Genomic DNA, 25,423 nt, shown 5'->3' on the forward strand with positions numbered 1-25,423 from the left:
AGCCCCTACAAGACGGTCGAACTGGGCGGCGTCCCCATGACACCGGCCCAGGCCTACACGGCGGCACGCACCAAGCCCGACTCCGACGACTGACCTGAAGATCCGGTACGGATATAGCCGTTGTACAGTTGCGCAATGTAGCAATCATGGCAACAGGTGCGGCCGTCCGGCACGCACCGCTGCCCGGCGTGGAGATGGGGTGGGTGGGATGCTGCGCAACGGACTGGAACCCTGGCACCTGCTGATCGTGGCGATCGTCGTCATCGTGCTGTTCGGCTCGAAGAAGCTGCCGGAGGCGGCTCGCGGGCTCGGCAAGTCGATGCGCATCCTCAAGAGCGAGGCCAAGGCCATGAAGGACGACGGCGTCGCGCAGTCCGCGGCCCCCGCCGACGGCGCGCCCGAGCAGCAGGCCGCCAAGGGCGTCCAGACCGCCCCGGGCGAGGCGGCCGCAGCTCGCACGGTCGCCGAGGAGACCGCCGCTCGCTGACATCCTGGGTAGCTGCGCGTGCGAACGTGAGTACGGCTACTCAGGCTTGTGCCGCCGTCCTCCGGGATCGTTGAAAGCCGGAAACGATCTCGGGAGGTTCTTCGACATGGACGGTTCGCCGCGTTCCCTCACCGCGAAGGTGCGCCACTGTCTGCTCAACCCGGCGGCACTGGGCTATCTGGCGATGGTGGTCGGCGTCCTGGCCTATGTCGAGGTGGACGCGCACTTCGTCGAGCACCAGGACGCGAGCTTCGCCGGTCTGTTGCTGTTCCTGGTCACGGCGCCCACGTCCTGGCTGTTCCTGATGCTGCCCGAGCCCCTGCCGGTGACCGGGATCGTCGTGGGCGCCCTGTTCCAGGCCGTGGTGCTCGGTGTCGGGTACCGAAAGCTCTCCGGCCGCCCCCGGCACCGCACCCGCCCGAGCGGTGCGTGAGGGGGCGGCCGAAGGCCTGTCGTCCGCCGGCTAGCGGGCGGTCCCGAAGTCCTGGGTCCAGTAGCTGTTGGGCTGCGCCAGGCCGACGCCTATCTCCTTGAACGAGCAGTTGAGGATGTTGGCCCGGTGGCCGGGGCTGGACATCCAGCCCGCCATCACCTGCTCGGGAGTGGAGTAGCCGTAGGCGACGTTCTCGCCGTAGGTGCTCCAGGTGTAGCCGGCCCTCGTGATCCGGTCGCCGGGGGAGGATCCGTCGGACCCGGTGTGCGACATGTTCTGGTGCGCCGCCATGTCCTGGCTGTGGGCCTGCGCCACCTTCGTCAGGGTCGAGTTCAGGGTCAGGGCCGAGCAACCGACCTTGCTGCGCTCGGCGTTGACGAGCGCCACGATGCGAGCGACGACCCCGGAGGCCGTGGCGGTCGGCTTCGGGGTGCTCGGCGGGGTGGGAGCCGCGGAGTGGGTCGGCGTGGGCGCGCTGTGCGTCGCGGTGGGCTTGGGCTTCGGCTTGACGGTCTTGTGGGGGATCGCGGAAGCGGTCGGAGTCTTCGACGGCACCGCGGGGGGCGTGCTGCTCTCGCCGCCCTGCCAGTGGTGATTCCAGTGGCTCTTGCGGTGGTGAGCGTGGTGCGCGTGGTAGTGCCAGGTCTGGGCCGAGTGGTTCCCGGCGCCGGCGGCCTGGGGCCCGCCCTCGTTCCCCCAGTCGCTGCAGGCCATGGCGACGGACGGTACGCCCACCGCACTCAGGGCGACAGCCCCGATGACCATCCGCCGGTAGTGCTGCTTCTTACGATGCTTCGCCATGCGTGACCTCACCGGTAACTTCCTGCGGGCCGTCATTCTTAGAAAGGCCTCACAGGGAGCGCAAAGAGCCTTCGTACTACCTCGCTTCGTAGATACGGAAGGCCCTTGCCAAGTGCAGGGGAGCGTGCTGGTCGCGCGTTTGCAGTTTGCACGGAGTCCTGTTGCCCCGTCAGAAACCCAGTCTGTTTCAGAGAACGGGCGAGAACGCCGAGCCGGTGCAATGCCGTCCCGCCTGACCCGGTACGCCCCCACGCCAAGCCGGACAAATCCCATATGTCGCCAGAACGGTATCTACTATTCGGCACCCCTAGCTCTCGGGGTGGCGTGATGGATGTCACGGAACCAAAGCTTCCGGTTCTCGTCGGCCGCCCACAGGGCGATCTGTGTGCGCGAGCGAAGGCCCAACTTGTCGCGCACCTTGTCCAGGTGCGTGGCGACCGTATGCACGGAAAGTCTGAGTTGTTCGGCTATCTGCCGGTTGGTCAACCCTTCCGTCACCAGCTCGACCACCATGAACTCCCGCGCGGTCAGCCGAGACCGCTCGTCCGCACCGTTCCTCGTCCGCAGGGCGTACGCGACGAGCCGCTCCCCGTGCAGCCCCCGTGCGCCGGCGACGGCGGCCTCCCGCGCCGCCCGCGACAGGAGTTTCCCGGCCCGGTCCGCCGCCTGCTCCATCGTGCGTCGCCAGGGTGCCTCGGGCTCGGTGTCCAGCCGGCGCCGTGCCTGTGTGCTCGCCTCGTACAACCGCAGGGCGCGCTGCGGGTCCCCGCGCTCGGCGGCCACGAGGGCCAGGCCTTCGACGGGATACAGCGAGTGGAAGCTCGTCCCGGGGGTGATCCGCAGGACTTCGGTGAACAGTCGCTCGGCGCTTCCCAGCTGCCCGAGGGCCAGGCGTACGGCCCCCGCGGTGTGCAGCGCGGCCGCGGTCCGGGGCCAGGGCGCGTGCTCCCTGAGCACCGGCAGGCATCGCGCCATGAGGGCGTCCGCCTCGTGCGCCAGGCCCGCCTGGAGCAGCGCCCAGGCAAGGTGATGGGTGCACCACGCGATCTCCTCGGGTGTGCCGAGCGAGGCGAGGACGCCCCGGCACTCGCGCAGGTCAGCGACGGCCTCGGTGAACTCTTCGCGGCACAGCCGTGCCGCAGCCCGGGCGTCCAGGGCGTTGGCCAGTCCGGCGGGGTCCTGGCGCATCCGCTCCCTGGTCACGGCCTGCTCGCCCCGGCGCAGCGCTTCGTCCAGGTCGGCCTGCTGGCACGCCACCCGCGCGGCGAGCGCGGGCGCCTCTCCGCCCGGCGCCGGGCCGTCGGCTTCGCGCAGCGGTCCGGCCAGCAGCGCGCGGGCGGCCGACGGCTGCTCCTGCTGGTAGTGCACGCGGGCCAGCTCCAGCGTGAGCCGCGCCTGTGCCGCCCCGTCGTGGCCGGTGGCGCAGGCCAGTACCGAGGCGAGATTGTCCCGCTCCGCCGCCAGCGGGCTGCTCGCCTGGTCGGCGAACACGTCCCCGCGGCCCCGGTCGGCCAGCCCGGTCAGCCAGGCGAGGGCTCGTCGCAGGGTGCCCGGCAGCTCGCCGGACGCGCGCAGCCGCTGCAGGGCATAGGCACGGATGGCGCCGAGCTGCCTGAAGCGGGTCGGTGCCGAGTCTCCCGGCAGACGTACGACCAGGGACTTTGCCTCCAAGGCACACAGAATGCGGAAGACCTGCCCCGGTCCGATGCCGTCGCCCACGCACACCGACTGCGCCGCGCCCACGTCGAAGCCGCCGACCAGGACCGCAAGACGCCGGAAGACGACCTGCTCCGCCGGGTCCAGCAGCCGATGGCTCCAGTCGACGGCGGCAGCGAGCCCGCTGTGGCGCCGGGGCCCGGTTCGGCTTCCGTCGGCCAGGAGGTCCAGCTGGCACAGCTGGTCGTCCAGCCCGGCCAGGATGTCGCTCGGCGTGAGGGCGCCGACGTGCCCGGCCGCGAGTTCGACGGCCAGGGTCAGGCCGTCCAGCCGCCGGCAGATCTCGGCGACCGGGCGGCCGTTGCCCCGGTCGAGGGAGAAGCCGGGCGAGCGGCCGGCCGCACGCTCGACGAACAGCCGCACGGCATCGGCCCGAAGCAGGGCCGCCACGTCGTCCCCGGCGTCGGCCGGGGGCAGGGACAGCTCGCCGACCCGGAACACCGTCTCCCCGGGCACCCGTAAGGCCTCTCGGCTGGTGGCCAGGATCCGCAGCCGAGGGCAGCGGCCGAGCAGGGTCGCGACCAGCCGGGCGCACGGCTCGACCAGATGCTCACAGTTGTCCAGGACCAGCAGCCGGGAGGCGTCGCCGAGCGCACGGGCCAGAGCGTCGGCGCCGCTCCTGCCCGCTCGTTCGCCCACGCCCAGCGCGGCCGCCACGGACTGCGTCAGCACAGAGCCGTCCTGCAGCGAGTCCAGCTCCACGAGGTCCACCCGGGCGAAGCGGTTCGGCAACGCCCGGGCGAACTCCAGCGCCAGCCGTGTCTTGCCCACCCCGCCCGCACCGGTCAGCGTCAGCAGACGTGTGCTTCTCAGGAGGGCGCGCAGGCGGGACATCTCCTGCTGCCGGCCGACGAAGGAGTCGAGCGCCGACAGCAGGACGGGGCCGTGCTCGTGGGTGGCAGGGGTCGACGGTTCGGACGGCGAGGCCCGCCGTGCTGCCAGTCGGCGCCGGAGCGCCCGTTGCCGGCAGGCGTTGGAACAGTACCGGGCCGGCCGGCCGCCGTGCGGTCTCGTGATCAGTGCTGCGCCGCATGCCTCACACGTTCGACTCCGGGTCATCCCCGATTCCTGGCCGCCCGCTCCGGGGAGGAAACCATTGCGTCAGGGCGTGGCGGCAGGGTCTATCCCGAGTACGACGGTTCCGGTCACTCCCTTGCCGAGGTCGCTGCCCGCCTGGGTGAGGGTGAGCAGGGTCGAGGACCCGCCGTTGCGGTAGATGCCGTCCCTGGCGTTGAGCGTGCGGGTCGCCGTGTTGTTCCGGTAGGGGGACAGGGCGGCGACCCTGGTGTTGTAGGTCTCCGGGAAGTAGAGCTGGCCCGTGTGGGACACATGGCCTCCGTGGTACGTCCCGTTGGACACCGTGCCGCCCACATGCGTCTTGACGTGGATGTGCAGGGCTCGGCCGACGTACCAGCCCGGGTAGACGGTGGTGAACTCCGCGACGCCGGCGGCGTCGGTCAGCTGCACACCGCGCAGGAAGGTCGTGTCGGGGGTGGAACCGCCGGCCACGTAACCCGAGTAGATCCCGACCGCGTCGCAGTGCCAGATGTCGACCGCTGTGTTGGGCAGCGGGGCGCAGGTGGTGCTGTCCGTCACCGTGACGCGCAGGGTGAGCGGAACGCCGGCCTTGCCCTCGGTGATGTTCTTGCGGACCGTCTCCAGGTCCAGGTAGTAGGGCCCTTCGGTCTGCTCGGGCGTGAGGACGCACGCGGCGGCGAGGCGGGCCGGGGTGCGGGGAGCCGCGGCGGCCGCCGGCTGCGTGCCGGCGAGGCCCAGTGCGGCCACGCCGAGGGTGGCACCGCCCAGGGTGGCGATGACCGATCTGCGGGTGGCGCCGGCCGGGGCGTCGCCCGGCTCGGGGGCGCGCTGCGGTTCCGCGGTGTTGTGGTGGGGGGTGTCAGTCATGCTGTGACGATGGCGCGTGCGCCGGCGCCTGGGATCGTACGGACGACCGATGAAATCGGGGGCGTTACGAAACCCTCGAGACCCGTGCGGCAGACCTCAGGGGAGCGGCTGCCGCTCCGTCTCGTCGGGAGCCGGGGGCAGTGCCAGGTGCGCGAGGTCGCCCGGCGGGGGCGTCGTCACCGGCCACAGCGGAGCGGCGACCCCGTCGGCGAGTGCGGCCGGCGCGTCGGTGAGGTTCATGCGCTCGCGCAGCCGGCCGTAGAAGTCCATGGGGCCGAGCCGCACCGCCTTGAGCCGGCGCGGAGCGGCGTACACGCCGATCCAGTCCCCGGGGTTCAGCACCCCGCGCACCTGGCCGTCGATGCTGACGGCGGCCTGGCCCGACCGCTCCAGGACACGCAGCGCGATGGGCTCGTCCGGAGCGGCCACGACCGACCGGTTGAACGTCATGTGCGGGGCCACCGGCGTGAAGATGAGGCCCTCCGCGCGGGGCGAGACGACCGGACCACCGGCGGCGAAGCTGTACGCGGTCGAGCCCGTGGGCGTGGCCACCAGCAGTGCGTCGGCGGAGTACGACGCGAGGAGCCGCCCGGCGAGATAGACGCCGACCGACACCTGCCGGTCCCTGGCCAGCTTCTCCAGGACGACGTCGTTCAGCGCGGTGACGTTCAGGGCGACGCCCCAGTCGTCACCGGTCTCGCACTCCATGCGCACCGGCGGCGGAGGCAGCATCGGTCCGCGGGCGTAGTGCACCAGCGCCTCCACCTGATCGGGCACCTCCAGCCGGCAGGACGCCCGCAGGGTGAGCAGCATCCGGCTCTCGACGGTGATCCGGTCCTCCCGTACGGCGTCCAGCGCCGCGCGCACGGCCGTGGCGGGGACCTCCGTCAGGAAGCCCACCCGTCCGAGATCCACGCCGAGAACCAGAGCGTCGTTCTCGGCCGCCAGCCGGGCACCGCGCAGGAAGGTTCCGTCGCCGCCCAGGGTGACGATGAGATCCGGATCGCCCGCGGTGTCGAGCTCCTCTCGGGCGCTGTGCCGCGCGCCCTCCTGCCACACGTCGATGTCGGCACACTCCACGGAGTGCTCGGCGCTCCACTCACGCACGGCGTTCGCGGCGGCCACGGCCTCCGCCCGTCCGCCGTGCACGACCAGGCCGATACGGTTCACGGTCATACCCGCCTCCAAACCGGTGTAGCCAGGGCTCTACCCACCACGATCCCCGGCCCGCACCTGACACGCCACGCCGCTGCCGGGGCCGGGGCCTGCCCCGCCCTACCCTGTGCTTACGTGCCGATCCGGCCGGATTTCTGTCACCGCCATGTCACAGCTGATCCACAGCGGAACCCCTGGTCAGATTGGTCTGTCTCTGTCCGTGACCACCGGCACCGAGCCGGACGACCTGTTTACTTCCGAAATCGGGGGACCCCATGCAGCACCGAAACACCATCCGCGTCACCGCGTCGGCGATGGTCACGATCGCGGCCGCCCTGTCGCTGACCGCGTGCCAGTCGGGCGGTGGCGAACCCTCGGCCGAGAAGTCGTCCCAGGCGCCGTCCGGTGCGGCAGCTTCCCCCAAGGCCTCGTCTCCCACCAGCCCGGCCACCGCTGCCTCGAAGCCCTCCGGCGGCGGCACCTCCACCCCTTCGGGTGCGACTGTCACGCCGGCGTCCGACCCGTCGGGCGGCACCGCGTCGACGTGTCCCCTCACCGCCCTGGACGTGACGGCCTACCAGGCTGCCAACCGCCCGAGCGGCACCGGCACCGGAGCGGCGATCGTCGAGTTCACCAACGTCTCCGGAAAGACGTGTGTCCTGCAGGGCCACCCGACGGTGGCGGGGGCGGGCAACGGCTCGCCCGACCACAACGCTCCGCTGAAGGTCACCCCCACCGGTACCGCGTCGAGCGTGAAGGTCGCGCCGCACGGCAAGGCATGGGTGAAGCTGACCTTCGTCCAGGTGCAGGGCGAGGCCGACGGCTACTGCGTGTCCGGCGCGAAGCCCACCGTGTACCCGACGCTGGTGGTCGGCCTGCCCGGGTCGGGTGCCCACCAGGTCGCCCTGTCGGACGGTGAGATCGCCGAGTGCGACAACAAGGTCACCGCGACCGCCGTGTCGGCGGTGAAGCCTTCCTGACCTCGTCCGGAGCCGGGCGGCGTCAGTGGGCCGTCGTCGAGGAGACGGCGGCCCGGGCCGCCCGTTCCACGAGTGCGACGCCGTCCTTCATCGAGGTGTTCCCGTCCGACAGGACCGCGACGAGGTAGTGGTGTCCGCCGGTCGTGATGCGGCCGACGCTGTTCACGTCCCACAGCCCGGTCGTGTTGCGCTGCAGCCAGCCGTTCTTCAGGGCCCACCCGGAGCCGGCGGCCGCCGAGACGCCCCAGGACTGCTCGGGGGCGATGCGGCCCATCAGCGTACGGATGTAGCCGCGGGACGTGTCACTGAGTGCGGGCGCGGAGCCCGCCTTCGGGGCGGGCCCGGTGTCGAAGACCGCGCGCATCAGCCGTATCTGGTCGCTCGCCGTGGTCCGGGTGAGCCCCCACCGGACGCCGGGGCCGCCCTGGGTCGAGGTCAGTCCCAGCCGCTTGTTCGCCTCCTGAAGTCCCGGGGCGAGGCCGATGCGCCGCCACAGGGCGTTCGCCGCCGTGTTGTCGCTGTGCTCGATCATCGCCTCCGCCTGGGCGCGCTCCTTCGCGGTCAGGGCGTGCCCGGAGTCCTGCCCCTGGAGCAGCATCGTGGCGATGATGTCGACCTTGATGATGCTCGCCGTGTCGTAGGCGCTGTCGTCGCCGTACACCCTGGGCGTCCGGCCGGCGCCGTCCAGGTCGAGCACCGCGGCCGTCACCCGCGCCTTGCCCTTGGCCTTCACCGACGTGGAGAAGTCGGCCGGGGCGGAGCCGGACCCCGTCGACATGGTGGCCGCGGCCACCGGTGCCGGGGCGAGCGCGGCGGCCGCGACCAGTGTCGACGCCGCGACCGCGAGCGTGCCGCCGATCGCCGCGCGGGGGCCTCGGAGGTGCGACGAGAAGCGGAATCGGTACGCCATGGAGAGGGCCTCGGCAGTTCGGGGGGACAGGGACACAGGACTGCGAACGTAAACAAAACGCCCGCTTCGCGAAGTGACCGCTGCCACGACAGGCCCCTTTGGGCCTGAATTGTGAGCAGAGCAACAACCGGAACACGTGAACCGAACGCGACCACTGCTCACACTGCGTGAACGCCGGAACGGCTTGCCCTCCTCACCCGCGGGGAAGAAAGTGACCAGAGAGGCACACCGGGCCCGGGAGGCGTCATGAGCACATCAGCTGAGCCGAGAGTGTCGGGCCTGGAGATCCGGTCGATCGACTACGTCCCCCTGGACGAGCGGCACGGCAAGCTGTGGCATCTGGGCCCCCTGTGGTTCATGTCCAACGCCCAGATCGCCACCCTCGCGGTGGGGCTGATCAGCATCACCGGGGGCGGGAACCTCATCTGGTCGCTGCTGGCCATCGTCGCCGGTACCTTGATCGGCACCTTCTTCATGGCCTTCCACTCCGCCCAGGGCCCCCAGCTGGGCCTGCCCCAGATGATCCAGTCGCGGCCCCAGTTCGGCTACGTCGGCGCCCTCCTGGTGTGGCTCTTCGCCTACATCCAGTACGCGGGATTCAACGTCTTCAACAGCATCCTCGCCGCCGACGCCCTGCACACCACGGTGCACGCCGGCGTGAAGCTGTGGGTGGTCGTGGTCACCGTGGTCGCGCTCGTCATCGCGCTCGTGGGCTACGACGTCATCCACAAGGCCGAGCGGTTCCTGACCTACACCTTCCTCCTCATCTTCGGGATCTTCACCGTCGGCGTCCTGGTCACCCTGCACTATCCGGCGGGCTCCTTCGACCTCGGCGCCTTCAAGTGGACGCCGTTCCTGGCCCAGTTCGGCGTGGTCGCCGGCTACCAGATCAGCTGGGCGATCTACGTCTCGGACTACTCGCGCTACCTCCCGCCGGACGTGACGGTCCGCAAGACCTTCTACTGGACGTACTTCGGCTCCGCCCTGGGCGGTATCTGGCTGATGGTGCTCGGATCGCTGCTGGCCGCCTGGGCCGGCAAGGACTTCGAGACGATCGCCTCGATCAACGCCGCAGGCGACGAGGTGTTCAGCGGATTCGGCGCGATCGTGCTGCTCTTCTCCGCCCTGGGCCTGGTGTCCGTGACCGCGCTGAACATGTACGGCGGTTCACTGACCCTCATCAGCGCCATCGACTCGTTCAAGCGGGTGCAGCCCACGCTCGGCGTGCGTCTGCTGACCCTCGGCCTGACCGCGGCGCTCTCCCTGGTCGGTGCGCTCGCCGCGACCTCCAACTTCCTCACGAACTTCAACAACTTCCTGCTGCTGGTGCTCTACCTGTTCATCCCGTGGACCGCGGTGAACCTCATGGACTACTACGTCGTACGCCGCGGGCACTACGCCATCGCCGAGATCTTCAACCCGAACGGCATCTACGGGCGTTGGGGCTGGCACGGCATCATCGCGTACCTGGTCGGCTTCGCCGTCATGATCCCGTTCTTCTCCGTCGGAACCCTGTTCGTCGGCCCCGCCGCCGAAGCGCTCGGCGGAGCCGACATCTCCCTGTTCATCGGCCTGCCGGTCTCCGCAGCGCTGTACTGGTGGCTGACCCGCTCGATCGACGTGGAGGCCGAGACACGCGTGGCGGAGGCGGAGGCTGCGGCACTGGAACGGGCGGCACACGAGCACCGCGAACCCTGACGCACGGACGCCGACGCGCCCTGTGCGCCAGGCGGTACGGGCCGGCAGCTCCTCCGACAGGGCCCACGGGCGGCGTGCGTCGTCCTCACCGACCGGCGTGCGGTGGTCACCGACGCCTCCTGAACTCCCTGCCGTGTGACGAAACGCGCGAAGCGGCCCCGCCGTCAGGGCCTGAGCATGCGGTCCTGCTCCACCAGGGGCGCGCCGTCGTGCCAGGGCAAGGGCTTGCCGAAGCGGACCAGTTCGCCGTAGAGCACCGGATCGACGCCCTCGGCGAACACCAGGTCGAGCACGGCCCGGGCGGCGTCGGCGGGGGACTGGGCCCGGCTGTAGTCGCTGAACCACGGGCGGGAGGTGGCCGTGTCGACCATGCCGGGGCAGACGGAGGCGATCAGGGTGCCGGCGGCGAGGTCGTGTGCGCGGCGTTCGGCCGCGACCGCCCGGACGGCGGCGACCTGAGCCACCTTGGAGGGCACGTTGAGCCAGCGCGGCCAGCCCGCCTCCTCCGCGGTCCTGCTGTGGACCAGGCTGCGCCAGGACTCGACGGCGGACTCGACCTGGTCGAGGCTCGCGCCGTCGAAGAGGGGGTGCAGTTGCGGATCGAGGTGGCCGAGGGTGCCCAGGCTGCTGGCCACGACGAGCAGCCGGCCGCCGGGGCGCAGGACGGGACCGAAGGATCGCAGGATCGCGTGCGTGGCGGTGTTGGAGACGTCGATGAACTCGTCGGCGCGCTCGGACTGCGACTCGTCGGGCAGCACCCGGGCGACCGCGTTGGAGATCACCACGTCGACGCCGCCGTACTGCTGCTGGAGGTCACCGGCCAGGCGGTCGACGGCGTCGGTGTCGGTGACGTCCAGGACCCGGCCCTGGACCTGACCACGGGTGGTGGGCAGTTGGGCCACCTCGGCGGCGGCCTCGGCGACGCGCCGCGGATTGCGGCCGGTGAGCAGAACCAGGTCGTCGGCGCCCATGCGGGCCGCCAGCCCCTCGACGAGCGCGCGGCCGAGCCCCTGGTTGGCGCCCGTGACGAGGGCGATTCGAGAAGCGTTCATGCAGGCAACGCTAGAAACGCGTGCGCCATGAGTCCAACGAAGGTTCCGCACGGCTAGTATGCGTAAACGTCATGGACTTCACGGATGTGTCGCTCACGGCGCTGCGCGTCTTTCGCGCGGTGGCCGAGCAGGGAACCTTCACCGCGGCCGCCGCCTCGCTGGGCTACACCCAGTCGGCGGTGTCCCGGCAGATCGCCGCGATCGAACGGGCGGCGGGCGCCGAACTGCTGGAACGCAGGCGCGACGGCGTACGACTGACCGCGGCGGGCCGGGTCGTCATGCGCCGGGCGACGGTCGTGCTCGACGAGATCGACGCGGCCGCGCGCGAACTGTCCGGCCTTCCCGGGCAGGCCGGGACGGTCCGGCTCGGCTGGTTCCCCAGCGCCGGAGCGGTGCTGGTGCCCAGGGCCCTGACCGCGCTGCGCCGCACGGACCCCGGCCTGAACGTGGTCGGCCGGGAGGGCGGCACCCCGTCCCTGGTCCGTGCCCTGCGCGCGGGCAGCCTGGACCTGGCACTGCTGGCGTCGGCACCGCCGTTCCGGCCGCCGGACGCCGAGTCACCCCCACTGGTGCTGCGGACGCTCACCGAGCGCTCCCTGCGCCTCGCGGTGCCGGCCACCCACCCGCTCGCCCGCGGCGACTTCGTCGACGTGGCCGACCTGCGCGGTCAGCGCTGGATCGCCGGGTCCTCCTCCGGAGAGGACGGGCTGATGGGGGTGTGGCCGGGCCTGGACGAGCGGCCCGACATCGCCCACACCGCCCGGGACTGGCTGGCCAAGCTCCACCTGGTCGCCGCCGGCTGCGGACTGACCACCGTGCCCGCCTCGCTCGCTCCCGCCGCACCGCCGGGCGTACGCATCCTGCCGGTCCGTGGCGGCCCCCAGGAGCAGCGCCGCCTGCTCCTCGCCCGGCTGCCGCACCCGCCGGCCGAAGCGGTCACCCGCGTGGCAACAGCCCTGCGCGGTACGGCCCTTGACCTCGACACACCGGAGGGGACACAGCCGTCCCCCTGACCGACGGAGGTGCGGCGTCAGGCCGGTTCGCCCCGCCAGGCGCCGTCCCGCTGGGCCCAGCGCACGGCGGGCGCCACCGCGAACCCGGCCACGGTGAACACCACGCCGAGCACCGCCCAGCCGAGCGTGCCGTGGGCGATCGCGGTGACCGTGACCAGCGCCGGTCCCGCCATCATCCCCGCCGACATCCCGGTACCGAACACGCCCTGGTACACGCCGTGCGCCCGGGCGTCGGCGAGTTCGTACCCGAGGGTCCAGCCACCGGCCGCCGACAGCACCTCCGCGAAGACCTGCACCACCGCACCGGCGGTCAGCGACAGCACCGCCCACACGGGGGAGAGGCCCGCGGACAGGGCGTACACCGCACAGGACACCGCGAGCAGCAGTCCCGCCCAGCGCATCGCCCGTACCGCGCTGGGCACTTGGGAGGCCCGGCGGGCGGCCCGCACCTGCAGGAGCGCCACCAGCACACAGTTGACGATCATCAGCAGCGCCGCCGTCCAGCGCGGCGCCTCGGTCCGCTCCACGATCCACAGCGGCAGCCCGACCTCGGAGAGCGTGTACTGCACGACCAGTACCGCGTTGAGCACGGTCACCGCGAGGAACGGCAGGTCACGCACCGCCCGCCAGCGGTCGACGGCCGGGGCGTCGGCGTCCGGCGCCGTCCGCTCGCGCACATGCGACGCCAGCGGCATCCGCGGCACCAGCAGCGCGGGGCCCGCGAAGGACAGCGCGTTCACCAGGATCACCGTCAGATACGCGCCCCGCGTGTCCAGTTGGAGAGCGACCGCACCGAGCGCGCCGCCCAGGCCCATCGCGACGTTCGTCACCATCCGCAGATAGGCCCGTGCCTCCACCCGCGTCGCCGCAGGCAGCACGTCGGCGTAGAGCGCGCCCTGCACCCCACGGCTCGCCATCTGCAACGCCGTCGCACAGATCACCGTCAGGAGGAACCCGGCGTAGGAGTGCACCAGCGTGTACGCGGCCGTGGCGATGCCCGTACCGCCCCACAGCAGGGCCCCCATCCGCCGGGCGCCCCACCGGTCCGCGGCCTGCCCGGCGGGCACCCCGGCGGCGACACCGACCAGACCCGCGACCGTCATCCCGACCCCGACCGCCGTCGCGTCCAGGCCGACGATGCGCGTGAAGTACAGGATGCCGAGCGGGAAGTACAGCCCGTTGCCGAGGGAGTTGACGGCGGTGAGCATGGTGGCGAGGCGCAGGACCGGGTCGGCCGGCAGCAGTCCGCCGGCACGGGTCGCGCGACTCGCCTCGGGACTGCCGTGCTGGTCGGGGGCGGGTGAGACAGGTGTCGTGGTCATGCCCGACAGCCAACCCCGTCTCCACCGCAGTCCGACAATGATTTAGCCTGACGCTCAATGATCGAGTTCCGCTTCGCCGTCGGCGACCTCGCCACCACCTCCTTCGCCTACTCCCCGCTGCAGGAGACGGTGTTCTCGCTGCGCTGCCTGCACGACCCGGCCCGCTACCCACACCACCGACCCTGGCTGCGCCGCATCCGCCCGCGCCTGGAGACCCTCGACCGCGACGTGCTCACCGCCCTGATCGCCCCCTGGCTGTGGGTGCCCGACTTCCTCACGCCGCGCCCGGCCCGCGCCCGCCCCACGTTCACCGAGGAACTCGACGAGGTCCGCCGCACCCCGCCGGACGTCGTCATCGCCGACTTCCGCGCCACGTACCGCACCGACGACGCCCTCCCACCCGTCGTCGTGCGAGGCCTGGCCGACCCCGCGGGCTTCCTCGCCCGGCTCACCGACGCCGTCGACGCCTACTGGCACACCTGCCTCCACGACAGCTGGTGGCCGCGCGTGCAGAGCATCCTGGAGGCCGATCTCGCCCACCAGGCACGGGTGTTGGCGGAGCAGGGGGCGGCAGCACTCTTCGTCGGACTCGACTCGCGGCTCGTGTGGACCGGTGACCAGCTGCGGCTGACCCGCACGCGCGACACGGCCCCCTGGCCGCCGGCCGACATCCGCATCGCCGGGCGCGGCCTGGTGCTGATGCCGACGGTCTTCGCCCGCGGTGCCCAGACGGTGATCGACGCCTCGCGCCCGCCGGTGCTCATCTATCCTGCCCGCGGCCGCGCCACCCTCTCCGAGGCACCGCCACCGGTCACCGACCGCGCCCTGACACGACTGCTCGGCCGCCCCCGCGCCCGCCTGCTGAGCCTCCTCGCCGAACCCGCCTCCACGACCGAACTCGCCCACCGCCTGAACGTCACCCCCGGCGCGGTCAGCCAGCACCTGGCCGTCCTCTACGACGCGGGGCTGCTCAGCCGGACCCGCAGCGGCCGTACGGTGCGGTACGCGCGCACGGCCTTGGGCGACGAGCTGTGCCGTTAGAGGGCATCACCGCGATGGCGCCGGTCGTTTCAGGACACCTCGTCGTGCGACCGGTCAGGGGGAAGGGCGGCCAGCGCCTCGCCGAGATCGAGCTCCGTCGTGCCGCGCGTCTGGAGTCCCCGCTCCATCAGCAGAGCGGTGCGCCGGCCCACGGCCCCCTCGCGCACGAAGTGCTGAAAGACGACCGCGGCGGCGCGGAGCTCGTCGTCGGAGGGCGCGGTCGCGTGCACGACAGTGGCCTTGGTCGCGACGACGGCGTCGGCCGGGAAGCGCGCGACGCGGCGGGCGAACCGGTCCACGACGGCATCGAGTTCGGCGTCGGGAACCGCCCGGTTGATCCAGCCGTACCGCTCGGCCAGTTCCGCGTCGTAGTCTTCGGTGCCGAGGAGCACTTCAAGCGCGCGACCGGCACCCATGAGCCGGACCAGCCGTTGCACTCCGCCGGCGCCGGGCGGCGCACCGAAACCCGGCGGCCGCGCTCGTGGCCACCAGTCAGCCTCCGTTCATCGGGCGGTATCCCGGGGCGGCCGAGGAGGCGGGCCGATCCCTCGCCGCCGTACTGCCACTCGTGGGCGCCGTACGCAATCTGGGCCCCACCAGCTGGCAGATCGCCGACACCGCCGCCGGACGCCTCGACGCCTTCTGGCAGTTCGGCCGCGACCACGCCAACCTGCTGCCGGGCGCCCTGATCGCGCGGGAGGCGGGCGCCGTCGTCACGGACGCCGCGGGCCGCCCGTGGACATCCGGCTCGGACAGCTTCCTCGTCGCGGCCCCCGCACTGCACGGCCGGTTGCTGCGGGCTCTGTCGGACCGTGCCGAAGCCCGCGCCGCCACGGCCTGACGCCGCTCAGCGGAACGCGTCCATGCGCTGGGTGCCGATGACCGACAGCAGCCGCAGCGCCTCCTCGGAGGGCGAGCCGGGGGCCGCGGTGTAGATGACGACCTGCTGGTCCCGGTCGGTGATGTGGAGGACGTCGCAGTCGACGGTCACCGGGCCGACCACCGGGTGCTGGAACGTCTTGCACAACGTGGGCTCGGCGGACACGTCATGGGACGCCCACAGCCGGGCGAACTCCTCGCTTCCGGCGAGCAGTTCTCCGATCAGACCGGTCAGCTCGGGGTCGTCGGGGTAGCGGGCCGCGGCTGCGCGCAGGCGCTGGGACGAGGCACGGGCGAACGCGTCGGCGTCGGACACTCCGTACAACCGCCGCCCATGGGGGCTCGGCCCGAGGAAGGCCCGGCGGAGGAGGTTGCGCTCCCGGCGGGGCAGGGCGGAGAAATCCTCCATGAGCGCGGCCGCCAGATCGTTCCAGGCGAGCACCTCGAAGGTCGCCGACGTCACGATCGCGGCGGCCTGTGGCAGCCGGTGCAGCAGGTCGAGGATGCTCTGGCGCACCTCGCGTGGGGGACCGGGCGGCGGGCCCGGCGGCGCGCCGGCGAGGTGGTGGAGGTGGACGCGCTCCGCGTCCGACAGGCGCAGCGCCCGGGTCAGCCCGGCCAGCACCTCGCGCGAGGGGCGCGGGCCGCGCGCCTGTTCGAGCCGTGTGTAGTACTCGGTCGAGATGAACGCCAGCTGCGCCACCTCCTCACGGCGCAGCCCCGGGGTGCGGCGGCGCGGCCCGGTGGGCAGCCCCACCTCGGCGGGGGTGATCCGCTCACGCCTGCTGCGCAGGAAGGCCGCCAGTTCTTTTCTGTCCACGTCCTCAGTGTGCGCAGGGTCCGGGGAGCCGATCCAGGTACCGCCGGTGCCTGGATCGGCTTCCGGGACCGACGCAGGCTCGCTGCCATGAACAACACATCCACCACCCCTCCCTCGGGCCTGCTGGCCGGCAAGGTCGCCTTCATCACCGGTGCCGGGCGCGGCATCGGCGCCGCCGCGGCCCGCCTGTTCGCCCGGGAGGGCGCCGAGGTGATGCTCGCGGCCCGGACGGAGGCACAGCTCGAGGCGGTGACCGAGGAAGTCCGGGCGGCGGGCGGAAGCGCGGACTACGTGCTGTGCGATCTGGCCGACGCGGCCGGTGTGCGGGCGGCCGTGGACCGCGTCGTGGACCGGTACGGCCGCCTCGACATCGCCTTCAACAACGGCGCGACCATCCAGCCGCCCGGCCCCATGGACCAGCTTCCGGAGGCCGACTTCGACCACGTCTGCACCGTGAACCTCAAGAGCGTCTGGGTGGCCATGGTCGCCGAGGTCGCCGCCATCCGGGCCACCGCCAAAACCGGGGCCATCGTCAACAACTCGTCCATCGGCAGCCTGCGCGGCAACCCCGAACTGCCCGTCTACGGCGCGATGAAGCGGGCCGTCAACAGCCTCACCGAGTCGGCCGCCGTCACGTACGGCCCGGAGGGCATCCGTGTCAACGCGATCGCCCCCGGCGGCACGCTGACCGAGATGATCCGCACCTGGGAGGCCGAATCGCCCGGAGTCCTCGACCGGATCAGGGCACAGACCCCGCTGCGCCGCGCCGCCGAGCCCGACGAGATGGCCCAGGCCGCCGCCTGGCTCCTCAGCGACCGCTCCTCCTTCGTGACTGGTACGGTCCTTCGCGTCGACGGCGGGGCGCGGGCCTGAGCCCCGGAACCGCCTGGCTCGTGCCGTGTGTGATCTCTCCCATTGCGGCCGACGGGCCGATGCGGCCAACCTCTGGTCGAACGAATCTCCGAAGAACTGTTATCGGGGGCTCGCCGTGCGGTCTCCCAGGTATCGGACAGCACCGTTCGGCATTCGAGGACAGGGAAGCGATTGATGAGTACAGAGCACACTGCGGCGTCGGCGGCACTGGTGACCGCTGCCCGGGCGGGTGACGCGGCGGCCCAGGACGCCCTGGTCAGCGCGTACCTTCCGCTGGTCTACAACATCGTGGGGCGTGCTTTGAACGGCTCGGTCGACGTCGACGACGTGGTGCAGGAGACCATGCTGCGTGCCCTCGACGCGCTGGGCGGTCTGCGTACTCCCGAGAGCTTCCGCTCCTGGCTCGTGGCCATCGCGATGAACCAGGTCCGGGCGCACTGGCAGGACCGGCAGTTCGCTCCGGGCGCCGTCGAGGAAGCCGAGGAACTCGCGGATCCGGGCGCGGACTTCGTGGACCTGACGATGGTCCAGCTGCAGCTGTCCGGGCAGCGCCTGGAGACCGCGCGCGCCACCCGCTGGCTGGAGCCGGACGACCGGGGACTGCTGTCGCTGTGGTGGCTGGAGTGCGCCGGTGAGCTGACCCGCGGCGAGGTCGCGGCGGCCCTGGAGCTGTCGCCCCAGCACACCGCGGTCCGCGTGCAGCGGATGAAGGCGCAGCTGGAGGCGGCCCGCGTCGTGGTGCGGGCGCTGGACGCGCAGCCGCCGTGCGCGGAGCTGCAGGGCGTGCTGGCCTCCTGGGACGGCCGGCCCTCCGCGCTGTGGCGCAAGCGAATAGCCCGGCACGCCCGCGGCTGCGTGCACTGCTCCGGTCTGTGGAGCGGGTTGATGCCCGCCGAGGGGCTGCTGGCGGGCCTGGGGCTGGTCTCGGTGTCGACCGCGCTGCTGGCGAAGATGGGCCCCGCCGCTGGCGAGATGGGCCTGGCCGGCTCGGCGTCCCGGCTGGACGCGACCGCGGACCACGCCGCAGCGGGCCCGGCGGACGGTCGCCGTGCTGGCCGCGGCCGGTCGGCCTCCCGGGGCGAGGTCCGTCGGCGTCGGCGCATCCGGCGCCGGGCCGTCGGCGGCGCCGTCGTGGCGGCCTGCGTCGCGGGCGGTGGCCTCTGGTACTTCGGGACGGACTCCGGGTCGGGGAACGAGGGGGCGACCGCCGCGCGGGTCGCCGGCGATCCCGTGGTGGACCTCTCCGCACCCCGCGTCGTCGAGACCTCGCCGTCGGCCCCCCCGTCGCCGTCTCCGTCGACCTCGAAGAAGGCGAGCAGTTCCAAGAAGCCCCACCCGTCGAAGAAGGCCACGCCGACTCCCCGGCAGACCACCCGCCCCCCGCAGAGCACGCCCAGCACACCGCAGGCGCAGCCCGCCCCCGCGGGCGATGTGGCGCAGGTGGTGGCGCTGGTGAACAAGGAGCGCTCGGCCGCCGGCTGCGGACCGCTCACCGAGAACGCGCAACTGGACAAGGCCGCGCAGGCCCACTCCGACGACATGGCCGCCCGCAACTTCTTCGACCACACCAATCCGGACGGCGCCGACCCCGGTCAGCGCATCACCGCCGCGGGCTACCGCTGGTCCACGTACGGGGAGAACATCGCGAAGGGCCAGCAGACCCCGCAGTCCGTGATGGACTCCTGGATGAACAGCCCCGGCCACCGTGCCAACATCCTCAACTGCTCGTTCAAGGAGATCGGCGTGGGCGTCCACAAGGGTTCCGGCGGCCCTTGGTGGACACAGGACTTCGGCGCCAAGCTCTGACACCGGGCGGACGGGGAAGGGCGTCCGAGCAGGGTACGCCGCCGCACCGGCACGTGCCCTTCCCCACGGTCCGACTCAGCCGAGTTCAAGGGACGTTGAGGCCGGGGCGGCGCAGGTACGCTGAGCGCGACCTGCCCCTGCCAGCAACGGGACCGACCTCATGGAACTCACCTTCGCCGGTCGCGTGATCGAATGGCGTGGTCCGTCGCCCTACTACTTCGTCGCCGTGCCGGACGAGGAGTCGGCCGACATCCGCGAGGTGGCCGCGACGGCCACGTACGGCTGGGGCGTTATTCCGGTCGAGGCCCGGATAGGCGAGGTCACCTTCACGACGTCGCTCTTCCCGAAGGACGGCTCCTACCTGCTGCCGCTCAAGAACGCCGTGCGCAAGCCGCAGGGTCTTGCCGAGGGTGACGACGTGACGGTGGAGATGTCGGTGCGCCTCCAGCGCCGGAAGCCGCCCGTCTGACGCCGGATGCCGCCTCCCCGGCGGGCAAGCCTGCACGCAGCGCTGTGGGTCAGGCGCGTCGCACGGTCTAACGATTGCCTTGACAACAGTTGCCTCGGCAATCACGATGGGTATGTGACTACGACACACGGACTGCACGACCACCTCGGCTACTGGCTACGGCGGCTCTCGGACGAGGTTCACGCCCGCTTCGAGGCCGAGATCGGCCGGCACGGTGTCACCGTCTCCCAGTGGGGGGTGATGGCGAGCGTGTTCCACGGTCACACCACCACCAAGGCGGTGGCGCAGCACATGGCCATCGATCCCGGGGCCGTCTCGCGGCTCGTGGACCGCCTGGTCGCCAAGGACCTGATCCGCCGCGAGCCCGATCCGGCCTCCCGGCGCACCGTGCTGCTCGTCCTCACCGACGAGGGCCGTGCACTGGTCCCCGTTCTGGCCGGCCTCGCCGACCAGAACGACGCCTACTTCTTCGGCTCGCTCGAGGGCCCGCAGCGTGACCAGCTGGAGAGCTGGATCCGGCGCCTCATCGGCGAACCCCACCCCGCGCCACCGCACGACACCGCTGAGGAGTCATCATGATCGCCCGTTCCTGCACCAAGACCGTGAGCATCGAGCGTCCCGTCGCCGACGTCTTCGCCTTCCTGGCCGACCCGGCGAACTGGTCGAAGTGGGCCGTCGTCAACGTCAAGTCGATCGAGCCCACCGAGGACCCCGACTGGTGGGCCATGTCGACCCCGGTGGGTCCGGCCCGGCTCCGCCTGCGCGCCGACGCCGAGTTCGGCATCCTGGACCATGACTACCTGGACGACACCGCGTCCTGGCGGGTCCCTGCCCGCGTCGTCCCCAACGGCGACGGAGCCGAATTCATGATCACCTTCTATCGGCCGCCGGGCTTCAGCGACCAGTTCTTCGACGAACAGATCGCCCTGGTCGACACGGAACTGTCCACCCTCAAGTCGCTCCTGGAGTTCCAGGAGTGACCATGTTCGAACGAGCGGGAAGTAGCCGCGCTCACCAGTAATGTCGTCGGCCCGCGAGTGCATGGCCCATGGAGCCCATGATCCACAGGACCGCGCCGACCACCACCAGAATGATGCCGATGGTCCACAGGATCGAAATGCCGGTGAGGAAGCCGACAATGAGCAGAATGATGCCGAGGATGAGCATGATTGCCTCCTGCCGGTATCGGAAGTTTCCACCCCTGCGAGTGCCCCGAAATTCCGGATAATCTCATTTGCGGCTCCGAAATCTTCGAGCTGGTGAATTGGCGCCGCGACCGAACGCGCCGACCCGGCACTTTCAGTGGCGGCTGCTGCCCGGCCGCGGAACGAGTCGCAGCGCGTGCAGGGCGGTGCCGAGGTCGACGAGGGCGGCGGGGTCGGAGAGCGAACGGCCCGTCAGCTTCTCTATCCGCCGCAGTCGATAGCGCACCGTGTTCGGGTGGATGAAGAGCCGGTTCGCCGTCTCGGCGGCGACGCCCCCGGCCGTGAACCAGTGCCCGAGCGTCTCCAGGAGGCGTGCCCGCTCAGGCGCCGGCAGCTCAAGCGCCGGGCCCAGGACGACCTCGACCAGGCGCGCCGCCTCGGCAGGCGCGGCGGCGACCAGCATGGCGAGCGGACTGTCGTCGAAGCGGGCCACGCCCGGCCCGTCGCCCGGCAGCCCGGCCAGCGCCAGCCGGGCGAAGCGCAGCGCCTGCGGTGTGTCGCGCAGCGAGTCGAACCGGGGGCTGACCCCCACCCGTGCCTCACGGTGCCGCAGCGCCCCACGGCTCACCGTCTCGGCGTCCGGATGAGCCAGCGAGAGCAGTCCGATCTGCTCGCCCGGCAGCAGCCGCCACGCCGACTGCACACCGGTCTGGCGCAGGGCCGCCTCGATACCGGGCAGTGGCTCCCCGCCCGGATCCGGCACGGAGGCGGCCACGACCGCGTAGGGTCCCCGCTCCGGCAGACCGAGTTGCCGTGCCGTCTCCCACAGCGTGGTCCGGTCCGCGAGCGCGCCCGTGAACAGCGCCTCGACCAGCGCCGATCGGCGTGCCTCGCGCTGCAGCGCCAACTCGGCACTGGCCTCCCGGTAAGCCGCCGCGACAGCCTCCGCGTAACGGCCGAACTGCGCCCAGATATCCGACGAACCCGCCACCAGCTGGGCATCCGTGACGTCCGGATGCCGCTGCGCCTCGTGGACCATCTGCGACCAGAGAAACTCGAACCCGATCCGATAGGCGTGCAGCGTGTCCGCGAGCGGCACTCCCTGCTCGGCGCGGAGACGGCCGGTCTGCTCCGCCGGCCGCACATCGGGTTCCGCGTCGAGCGCGAAACGCCCCAGCAACTGATCGGCGTTGGCCGTGCAGGACTCCCGCAGCGATGCGAAGGGGATCAGCGACTCGTCGGCGTAGGACTCGACCTCGGCGCAGATGCGCCGCGCCATCCGCTCACCCAGTTCCGGCAGCCGTCCCAGTAGGGCGGCACTCACGTCCGAGAGACTCATTCCTGCAGCGTACGGCGTGCTCTTTGTTCCCCGGAACAATCCACGGGCACGTGAGCTGTCCGCCCGGCCATGGACCGCTTCCGGACACGGACGCCACGATGCCGTGAGCGCCGGCGGGGACCCGGCGCGCATGCGTGCGAGGAGGCATCATGGCCAATCTGGCGGAATTCCTGGCGGAGACGGCGGGCCGGCACCCCGAGAGCGCCGCCCTGCGGCTGGGGACGGCGACCACCACCTACGCCGAGCTGGACCGGCTGAGTGCCCAGGCCGCCGCCCTGCTGCGCACCGAGGGACTGCGCCCGGGCGACCGCGTCGCGCTGATGCTGCCGAACGTGCCCGAGTTCGCCGTCCTGTACTACGGCATCCTGCGCGCCGGCGGCATCGTCGTACCGATGAACCCGCTGCTCAAGACCCGGGAGACCGAGTACCACCTGCGCGACTCCGGCGCCGTGCTGCTCTTCGAGTGGCACCAGGCACCCGGTGAGGGCGCCCAGGGCGCGGCCGCGGCCTCCGTGCGCCACATGTTCGTCGAACCCGCCGCCTTCGCCGCCGAGCTGGCACGGCTGGAGCCGCAGTACGAGATCGCCACCGTCGCCGGGGACGACATCGCCGTGCTGCTCTACACCTCCGGCACCACCGGCCGTCCCAAGGGCGCGGCGCTCACCCACGCGGGACTTCGCCACAACACCCAGGTCAACGTCGTCAACGTGCAGCAGATGACCACCGACGACGTCATCGTGGGCTGTCTGCCGCTGTTCCACATCTTCGGGCAGACCTGCACGATGAACGTCGCCGTACGCAGCGGCGCCGCGCTCGTCCTCGTTCCCCGGTTCGACCCGCAGACCGTCCTCGACGCCATCGCCCGTCACCGCGCGACCGTCTTCGAGGGCGTGCCCACCATGTACGCGGCGCTGCTCCAGCACCCGGGCGCCGGCGAGGCCGACGTGTCCACCCTGCGCCTGTGCGTCTCGGGCGGCGCGTCCCTGCCGGTGGAGATCCTGCACGGCTTCGAGCGGCGCTTCGGCTGCATGGTGCTGGAAGGCTTCGGCATGTCCGAGACCAGCCCGGTCGTCTCCTTCAACCACCCCGACCGCCCGCGCAAGGCCGGATCCATCGGGACCCCCATCCAGGACGTCGAGGTGCGGCTGGTGGACGACGACGGCCGGGACGTGAACCCGGGCGAGGTCGGCGAACTCGCGGTGCGCGGACCGAACCTGATGAAGGGTTACTGGAACCGCCCCGAGGAGACCGCCGCCGCCATACCCGACGGCTGGCTGCGCACCGGCGACCTGGCCCGGCAGGACGAGGACGGCTACCTGTACATCGTCGACCGCAAGAAGGACCTGATCATCCGGGGCGGCTACAACGTCTACCCGCGCGAGATCGAGGAGGTCCTGCACGAGCACCCCGCCGTCGCCCTCGCGGCGGTCCTCGGCGTGCCGGACGAGCGGCTCGGCGAGGAGATCGCGGCAGCGGTCGTCCTGCGCCCGGGAGCCGAGGCGAGCCCCGAGGAACTCCAGGAGTACGTGCGGGATCGGATGGCGGCCTACAAGTATCCCCGCCAGGTGTGGCTGGTGGACGCACTGCCCATGGGCCCGAGCGGCAAGATCCTGAAGCGGGAGATCTCGGCTCCGGTGCACTGAGGGCGCCATGTGAACCGACCGGCCCAGGGGCTGATTCTCAGGCTGGGCACCCAGCTCGAGAATCAGCCCGCGCAGCCGCGGGTGGACAGGCGATCGGCGATGCAGGCTGCGATGGCGGGGGTGACCGCGGTCATCTCCGGGCGCCAGCCAGGTACGGCGTTCACCTCGCAGATGGTGTAGGTGTCCTCGGAGGTGAACAGCAGGTCCACCCCGGCGATGTCCAGTCCCAGGGCACGGGCCGCGCCCACCGCCAGCTTCTCCGCCTGCGGATAGCGGCCCGCGCACGGCGTGGCGGAGCCGCCCTTGGCGATGTTGGACGCGAGGGTGCCGTTACAGGAGGTGTGCAGTACGGCGCCCACCGGTTCGCCGTCGACCACGACCACGCGCAGGGAACGGCCGTGCGAGTGGGCCACATGCTCCTGGAAGAGAAACGGTGCCTCCTGGGTGAGACTGCCGGCCACCTCGCGCAGCAGGTGCGGGTCGGGGGCGAGGAAGACCTGCCCACCCTTGGCGCCGTTGACGGACTTCACCACGCACGGCGTCCTCAGCCGCGGGCTGCGCACGACGCCTTCGAGCGGAGCGGTGGCGTAGGAGAGTGTGTCGGGCACCGGCAGCCCGGCCAGGGCGAGCTCCTGCAACTGCCACACCTTGTTACGGCACTTGAGCTGGGCGGTGACCGTGTTGACCAGGGTGCTGCCCATGCGCTCCAGGTGCCGTAGCAAGGTCACCTCGCGGTCGCTGTGCATGGGACCGGCGACCTGGCGTACGCACACCACCCCAGGAGCGGGCAGATCCGCGCCGCCCAGGGTACGCAGCACCAACCGCCCGCCCTGGACGCCGAAGAGCAGCTCGTCGGTGTGCCAGACCGCGAAGCGAGGGCCGTGGGCGGCTGCCAGCGCTGCCGCCAGTTCGTGAGTGGACCGGCGCAGCACGGCCGGCCGCTGCCGCACCAGCAACCACACGTCGGCGGGTGCCGGAACCGTCACCAGAGCACGGTGCTGTACGACCACTCGGACTCCTCACCTCTTCGTCACCCGAGCCCGCGGGCCGTCGACGCGGCCAGTCTCGCAGTTCCGTGATCGTGCTGTCACGGACCGTGGAACGCGGCGGGGGGAACGCATCTCTGACGTGGTGTCAGGGGTGCGTGGATCGCCCGAACAGCGCCGTCGCTGCGCCCATTCCGAGTCCGGCCCCGAGCAGTTGGGCGGCGACGAACGGAACCACGGAGGCGGGGGCGATCCCGGCGGCCGTGTCGGTGACGACACGGCCGATGGTCATCGCGGGGTTGGCGAAGGCGGTCGAGGAGGTGAACCAGTACGCGGACCCGATGTAGGCGCCCACCGCGGCCGGTACCAGCCGGGCACGGCCGGTGTGCTGCAGGCCGAGGACGAGCAGGATCAGCCCGGCGGTGGCGACGACCTCGCCCAGCCACAGGTGTCCGGCGGACCGCTCGTGGGTCGAGAGCTTCAGCAGTGGCCTCGCGAACATGGCGTCGGCCAGGATCGCGCCGCCGACCGCCCCGGCCACCTGCGCCGGTATGTACGCGGCGACCTCCCGCAGGGTCGGTCCGGTGCTCCGGCGGCGGCCGACGTACCAGGCGGACAGTGTGACCGCGGGGTTGAGGTGCCCGCCGGACACCGGCCCCAGCAGCGTGATGAGCACGCCCAGGCCGAAGACCGCGGCCAGCGAGCAGGCCAGCAACTGCACACCGGCGTCCTGCGACAGCCGGGTGGCCTGGATCCCGGAACCGACGGCCACGACCACGAGCAGCCCGGTACCGACCGCCTCGGCGGCGACGCGGCGGGCGAGGGAACGGGTCATGCCGTGCACGGCGATCGATGGGTCATGGGAGGCAGTCTGGGTGTGCACCCGAGCCCGGGCACAGTGGAGGAAAATCCCATCTCGCCCGGCATTTCTCGTCGGTTGCACGGTGCTC

25 protein-coding genes and 1 pseudogene are annotated in these 25,423 nt (G+C 71.7%); 13 read left to right on the forward strand and 13 right to left on the reverse strand.

Annotation, left to right across the window (positions count from 1 at the left end):
• The first annotated feature begins 208 nt into the window (after positions 1–208).
• Positions 209–487, forward strand: coding sequence for a Sec-independent protein translocase subunit TatA (tatA, locus tag ACIRVH_RS38640; RefSeq protein ID WP_403963836.1), 279 nt, complete (start codon positions 209–211; stop codon positions 485–487).
• A 106-nt stretch (positions 488–593) separates the two neighbouring features.
• Positions 594–920: an SCO4225 family membrane protein gene (locus ACIRVH_RS38645; RefSeq protein WP_403963838.1), complete on the forward strand. Its 327-nt coding sequence runs from the start codon at positions 594–596 to the stop codon at positions 918–920.
• Positions 921–950: 30 nt separating this feature from the next.
• On the opposite strand, the gene ACIRVH_RS38650 is transcribed toward ACIRVH_RS38645, so the two are convergent.
• The 4 genes from ACIRVH_RS38650 to ACIRVH_RS38665 all read right to left on the reverse strand — a co-directional run bounded on the left by ACIRVH_RS38650 (position 951) and on the right by ACIRVH_RS38665 (position 6,518).
• Positions 951–1,721 (reverse strand): CAP domain-containing protein, encoded by a 771-nt coding sequence (locus tag ACIRVH_RS38650; RefSeq protein ID WP_403963841.1) that lies wholly within the window; start codon positions 1,719–1,721, stop codon positions 951–953.
• A gap of 294 nt (positions 1,722–2,015) precedes the next feature.
• On the reverse strand, positions 2,016–4,496 hold the full coding sequence (locus ACIRVH_RS38655; protein WP_403963844.1) for an ATP-binding protein: 2,481 nt from the start codon (positions 4,494–4,496) through the stop codon (positions 2,016–2,018).
• A gap of 42 nt (positions 4,497–4,538) precedes the next feature.
• Entirely contained in the window at positions 4,539–5,342 is an 804-nt protein-coding gene (locus ACIRVH_RS38660; RefSeq protein WP_403963847.1) for an intradiol ring-cleavage dioxygenase, read from the reverse strand.
• Positions 5,343–5,438: 96 nt separating this feature from the next.
• Positions 5,439–6,518, reverse strand: a complete 1,080-nt coding sequence (locus ACIRVH_RS38665; RefSeq protein WP_403963850.1) for an NAD(+)/NADH kinase — start codon at positions 6,516–6,518, stop codon at positions 5,439–5,441.
• A 254-nt stretch (positions 6,519–6,772) separates the two neighbouring features.
• Between ACIRVH_RS38665 and ACIRVH_RS38670 the strand changes: the two genes are divergently transcribed.
• On the forward strand, positions 6,773–7,477 hold the full coding sequence (locus ACIRVH_RS38670) for a DUF4232 domain-containing protein (RefSeq protein ID WP_403963852.1): 705 nt from the start codon (positions 6,773–6,775) through the stop codon (positions 7,475–7,477).
• 22 nt (positions 7,478–7,499) lie between these two features.
• Here the strand turns inward: ACIRVH_RS38670 and ACIRVH_RS38675 are convergent, their stop codons facing one another.
• On the reverse strand, positions 7,500–8,387 hold the full coding sequence (locus tag ACIRVH_RS38675) for a serine hydrolase (RefSeq protein ID WP_403963855.1): 888 nt from the start codon (positions 8,385–8,387) through the stop codon (positions 7,500–7,502).
• 246 nt (positions 8,388–8,633) lie between these two features.
• Here ACIRVH_RS38675 and ACIRVH_RS38680 point away from each other — a divergent pair, with 246 nt between their 5' ends.
• Positions 8,634–10,085 carry a purine-cytosine permease family protein gene (locus tag ACIRVH_RS38680; protein WP_403963858.1) on the forward strand — a complete coding sequence of 484 codons (1,452 nt, stop codon included), beginning with the start codon at positions 8,634–8,636 and terminating at the stop codon, positions 10,083–10,085.
• A gap of 164 nt (positions 10,086–10,249) precedes the next feature.
• Here ACIRVH_RS38680 and ACIRVH_RS38685 read toward each other — a convergent pair whose 3' ends face one another.
• A complete protein-coding gene (locus ACIRVH_RS38685; RefSeq protein ID WP_403963861.1) occupies positions 10,250–11,137 on the reverse strand; it encodes an SDR family NAD(P)-dependent oxidoreductase in 888 nt (295 codons plus the stop codon).
• Positions 11,138–11,208: 71 nt separating this feature from the next.
• On the opposite strand from ACIRVH_RS38685, the gene ACIRVH_RS38690 reads away from it, so the two are divergent.
• Positions 11,209–12,150: a LysR family transcriptional regulator gene (locus tag ACIRVH_RS38690; RefSeq protein ID WP_403963864.1), complete on the forward strand. Its 942-nt coding sequence runs from the start codon at positions 11,209–11,211 to the stop codon at positions 12,148–12,150.
• Between the two features lie 17 nt (positions 12,151–12,167).
• Here the strand turns inward: ACIRVH_RS38690 and ACIRVH_RS38695 are convergent, their stop codons facing one another.
• Entirely contained in the window at positions 12,168–13,472 is a 1,305-nt protein-coding gene (locus tag ACIRVH_RS38695; protein ID WP_403963866.1) for an MFS transporter, read from the reverse strand.
• Between the two features lie 57 nt (positions 13,473–13,529).
• Between ACIRVH_RS38695 and ACIRVH_RS38700 the strand changes: the two genes are divergently transcribed.
• Positions 13,530–14,513, forward strand: coding sequence for a helix-turn-helix domain-containing protein (locus ACIRVH_RS38700; protein ID WP_403963869.1), 984 nt, complete (start codon positions 13,530–13,532; stop codon positions 14,511–14,513).
• A gap of 29 nt (positions 14,514–14,542) precedes the next feature.
• On the opposite strand, the pseudogene ACIRVH_RS38705 reads toward ACIRVH_RS38700, so the two are convergent.
• Positions 14,543–14,965: pseudogene (locus ACIRVH_RS38705) on the reverse strand (enoyl-CoA hydratase/isomerase family protein); the annotation flags it as partial.
• A 29-nt stretch (positions 14,966–14,994) separates the two neighbouring features.
• Between ACIRVH_RS38705 and ACIRVH_RS38710 the strand changes: the two are divergent.
• Positions 14,995–15,354: an inositol monophosphatase family protein gene (locus ACIRVH_RS38710; RefSeq protein ID WP_403963871.1), complete on the forward strand. Its 360-nt coding sequence runs from the start codon at positions 14,995–14,997 to the stop codon at positions 15,352–15,354.
• A gap of 6 nt (positions 15,355–15,360) precedes the next feature.
• On the opposite strand, the gene ACIRVH_RS38715 is transcribed toward ACIRVH_RS38710, so the two are convergent.
• Complete coding sequence (locus ACIRVH_RS38715) at positions 15,361–16,212, reverse strand: helix-turn-helix transcriptional regulator (RefSeq protein ID WP_403963874.1); 852 nt, start codon at positions 16,210–16,212, stop codon at positions 15,361–15,363.
• 87 nt (positions 16,213–16,299) lie between these two features.
• Here ACIRVH_RS38715 and ACIRVH_RS38720 point away from each other — a divergent pair, with 87 nt between their 5' ends.
• The 5 genes from ACIRVH_RS38720 to ACIRVH_RS38740 all read left to right on the forward strand — a co-directional run bounded on the left by ACIRVH_RS38720 (position 16,300) and on the right by ACIRVH_RS38740 (position 20,340).
• Positions 16,300–17,085, forward strand: coding sequence for an SDR family NAD(P)-dependent oxidoreductase (locus ACIRVH_RS38720; RefSeq protein ID WP_403963877.1), 786 nt, complete (start codon positions 16,300–16,302; stop codon positions 17,083–17,085).
• 174 nt (positions 17,086–17,259) lie between these two features.
• Positions 17,260–18,891: a sigma-70 family RNA polymerase sigma factor gene (locus ACIRVH_RS38725; protein WP_403963880.1), complete on the forward strand. Its 1,632-nt coding sequence runs from the start codon at positions 17,260–17,262 to the stop codon at positions 18,889–18,891.
• A gap of 160 nt (positions 18,892–19,051) precedes the next feature.
• Positions 19,052–19,360 (forward strand): DUF1905 domain-containing protein, encoded by a 309-nt coding sequence (locus ACIRVH_RS38730; protein WP_403963883.1) that lies wholly within the window; start codon positions 19,052–19,054, stop codon positions 19,358–19,360.
• A gap of 114 nt (positions 19,361–19,474) precedes the next feature.
• Positions 19,475–19,939, forward strand: a complete 465-nt coding sequence (locus ACIRVH_RS38735; RefSeq protein WP_403963885.1) for a MarR family winged helix-turn-helix transcriptional regulator — start codon at positions 19,475–19,477, stop codon at positions 19,937–19,939.
• Positions 19,936–20,340 (forward strand): SRPBCC family protein, encoded by a 405-nt coding sequence (locus ACIRVH_RS38740; protein WP_403963887.1) that lies wholly within the window; start codon positions 19,936–19,938, stop codon positions 20,338–20,340. Before ACIRVH_RS38735 ends, ACIRVH_RS38740 begins: the two co-directional genes overlap by 4 nt.
• Positions 20,341–20,371: 31 nt before the next feature.
• On the opposite strand, the gene ACIRVH_RS38745 is transcribed toward ACIRVH_RS38740, so the two are convergent.
• Complete coding sequence (locus ACIRVH_RS38745) at positions 20,372–20,527, reverse strand: DUF6131 family protein (RefSeq protein ID WP_389180873.1); 156 nt, start codon at positions 20,525–20,527, stop codon at positions 20,372–20,374.
• Positions 20,528–20,659: 132 nt separating this feature from the next.
• The gene (locus ACIRVH_RS38750) at positions 20,660–21,844 is read right to left on the reverse strand and encodes a PucR family transcriptional regulator (protein WP_403963890.1); all 1,185 of its coding nucleotides are present in this window, start codon (positions 21,842–21,844) and stop codon (positions 20,660–20,662) included.
• A gap of 149 nt (positions 21,845–21,993) precedes the next feature.
• Between ACIRVH_RS38750 and ACIRVH_RS38755 the strand changes: the two genes are divergently transcribed.
• Positions 21,994–23,487, forward strand: a complete 1,494-nt coding sequence (locus ACIRVH_RS38755; protein WP_403963892.1) for a long-chain fatty acid--CoA ligase — start codon at positions 21,994–21,996, stop codon at positions 23,485–23,487.
• Positions 23,488–23,549: 62 nt separating this feature from the next.
• On the opposite strand, the gene ACIRVH_RS38760 is transcribed toward ACIRVH_RS38755, so the two are convergent.
• Positions 23,550–24,497, reverse strand: coding sequence for a RimK family alpha-L-glutamate ligase (locus tag ACIRVH_RS38760; protein WP_403963894.1), 948 nt, complete (start codon positions 24,495–24,497; stop codon positions 23,550–23,552).
• 124 nt (positions 24,498–24,621) lie between these two features.
• Positions 24,622–25,308, reverse strand: a complete 687-nt coding sequence (locus tag ACIRVH_RS38765) for an aquaporin (RefSeq protein WP_403963897.1) — start codon at positions 25,306–25,308, stop codon at positions 24,622–24,624.
• Positions 25,309–25,423 lie beyond the last annotated feature (115 nt).

The sequence above is a fragment of the Streptomyces sp. NPDC101165 genome (assembly GCF_044768135.1).
Lineage (GTDB): Bacteria > Actinomycetota > Actinomycetes > Streptomycetales > Streptomycetaceae > Streptomyces.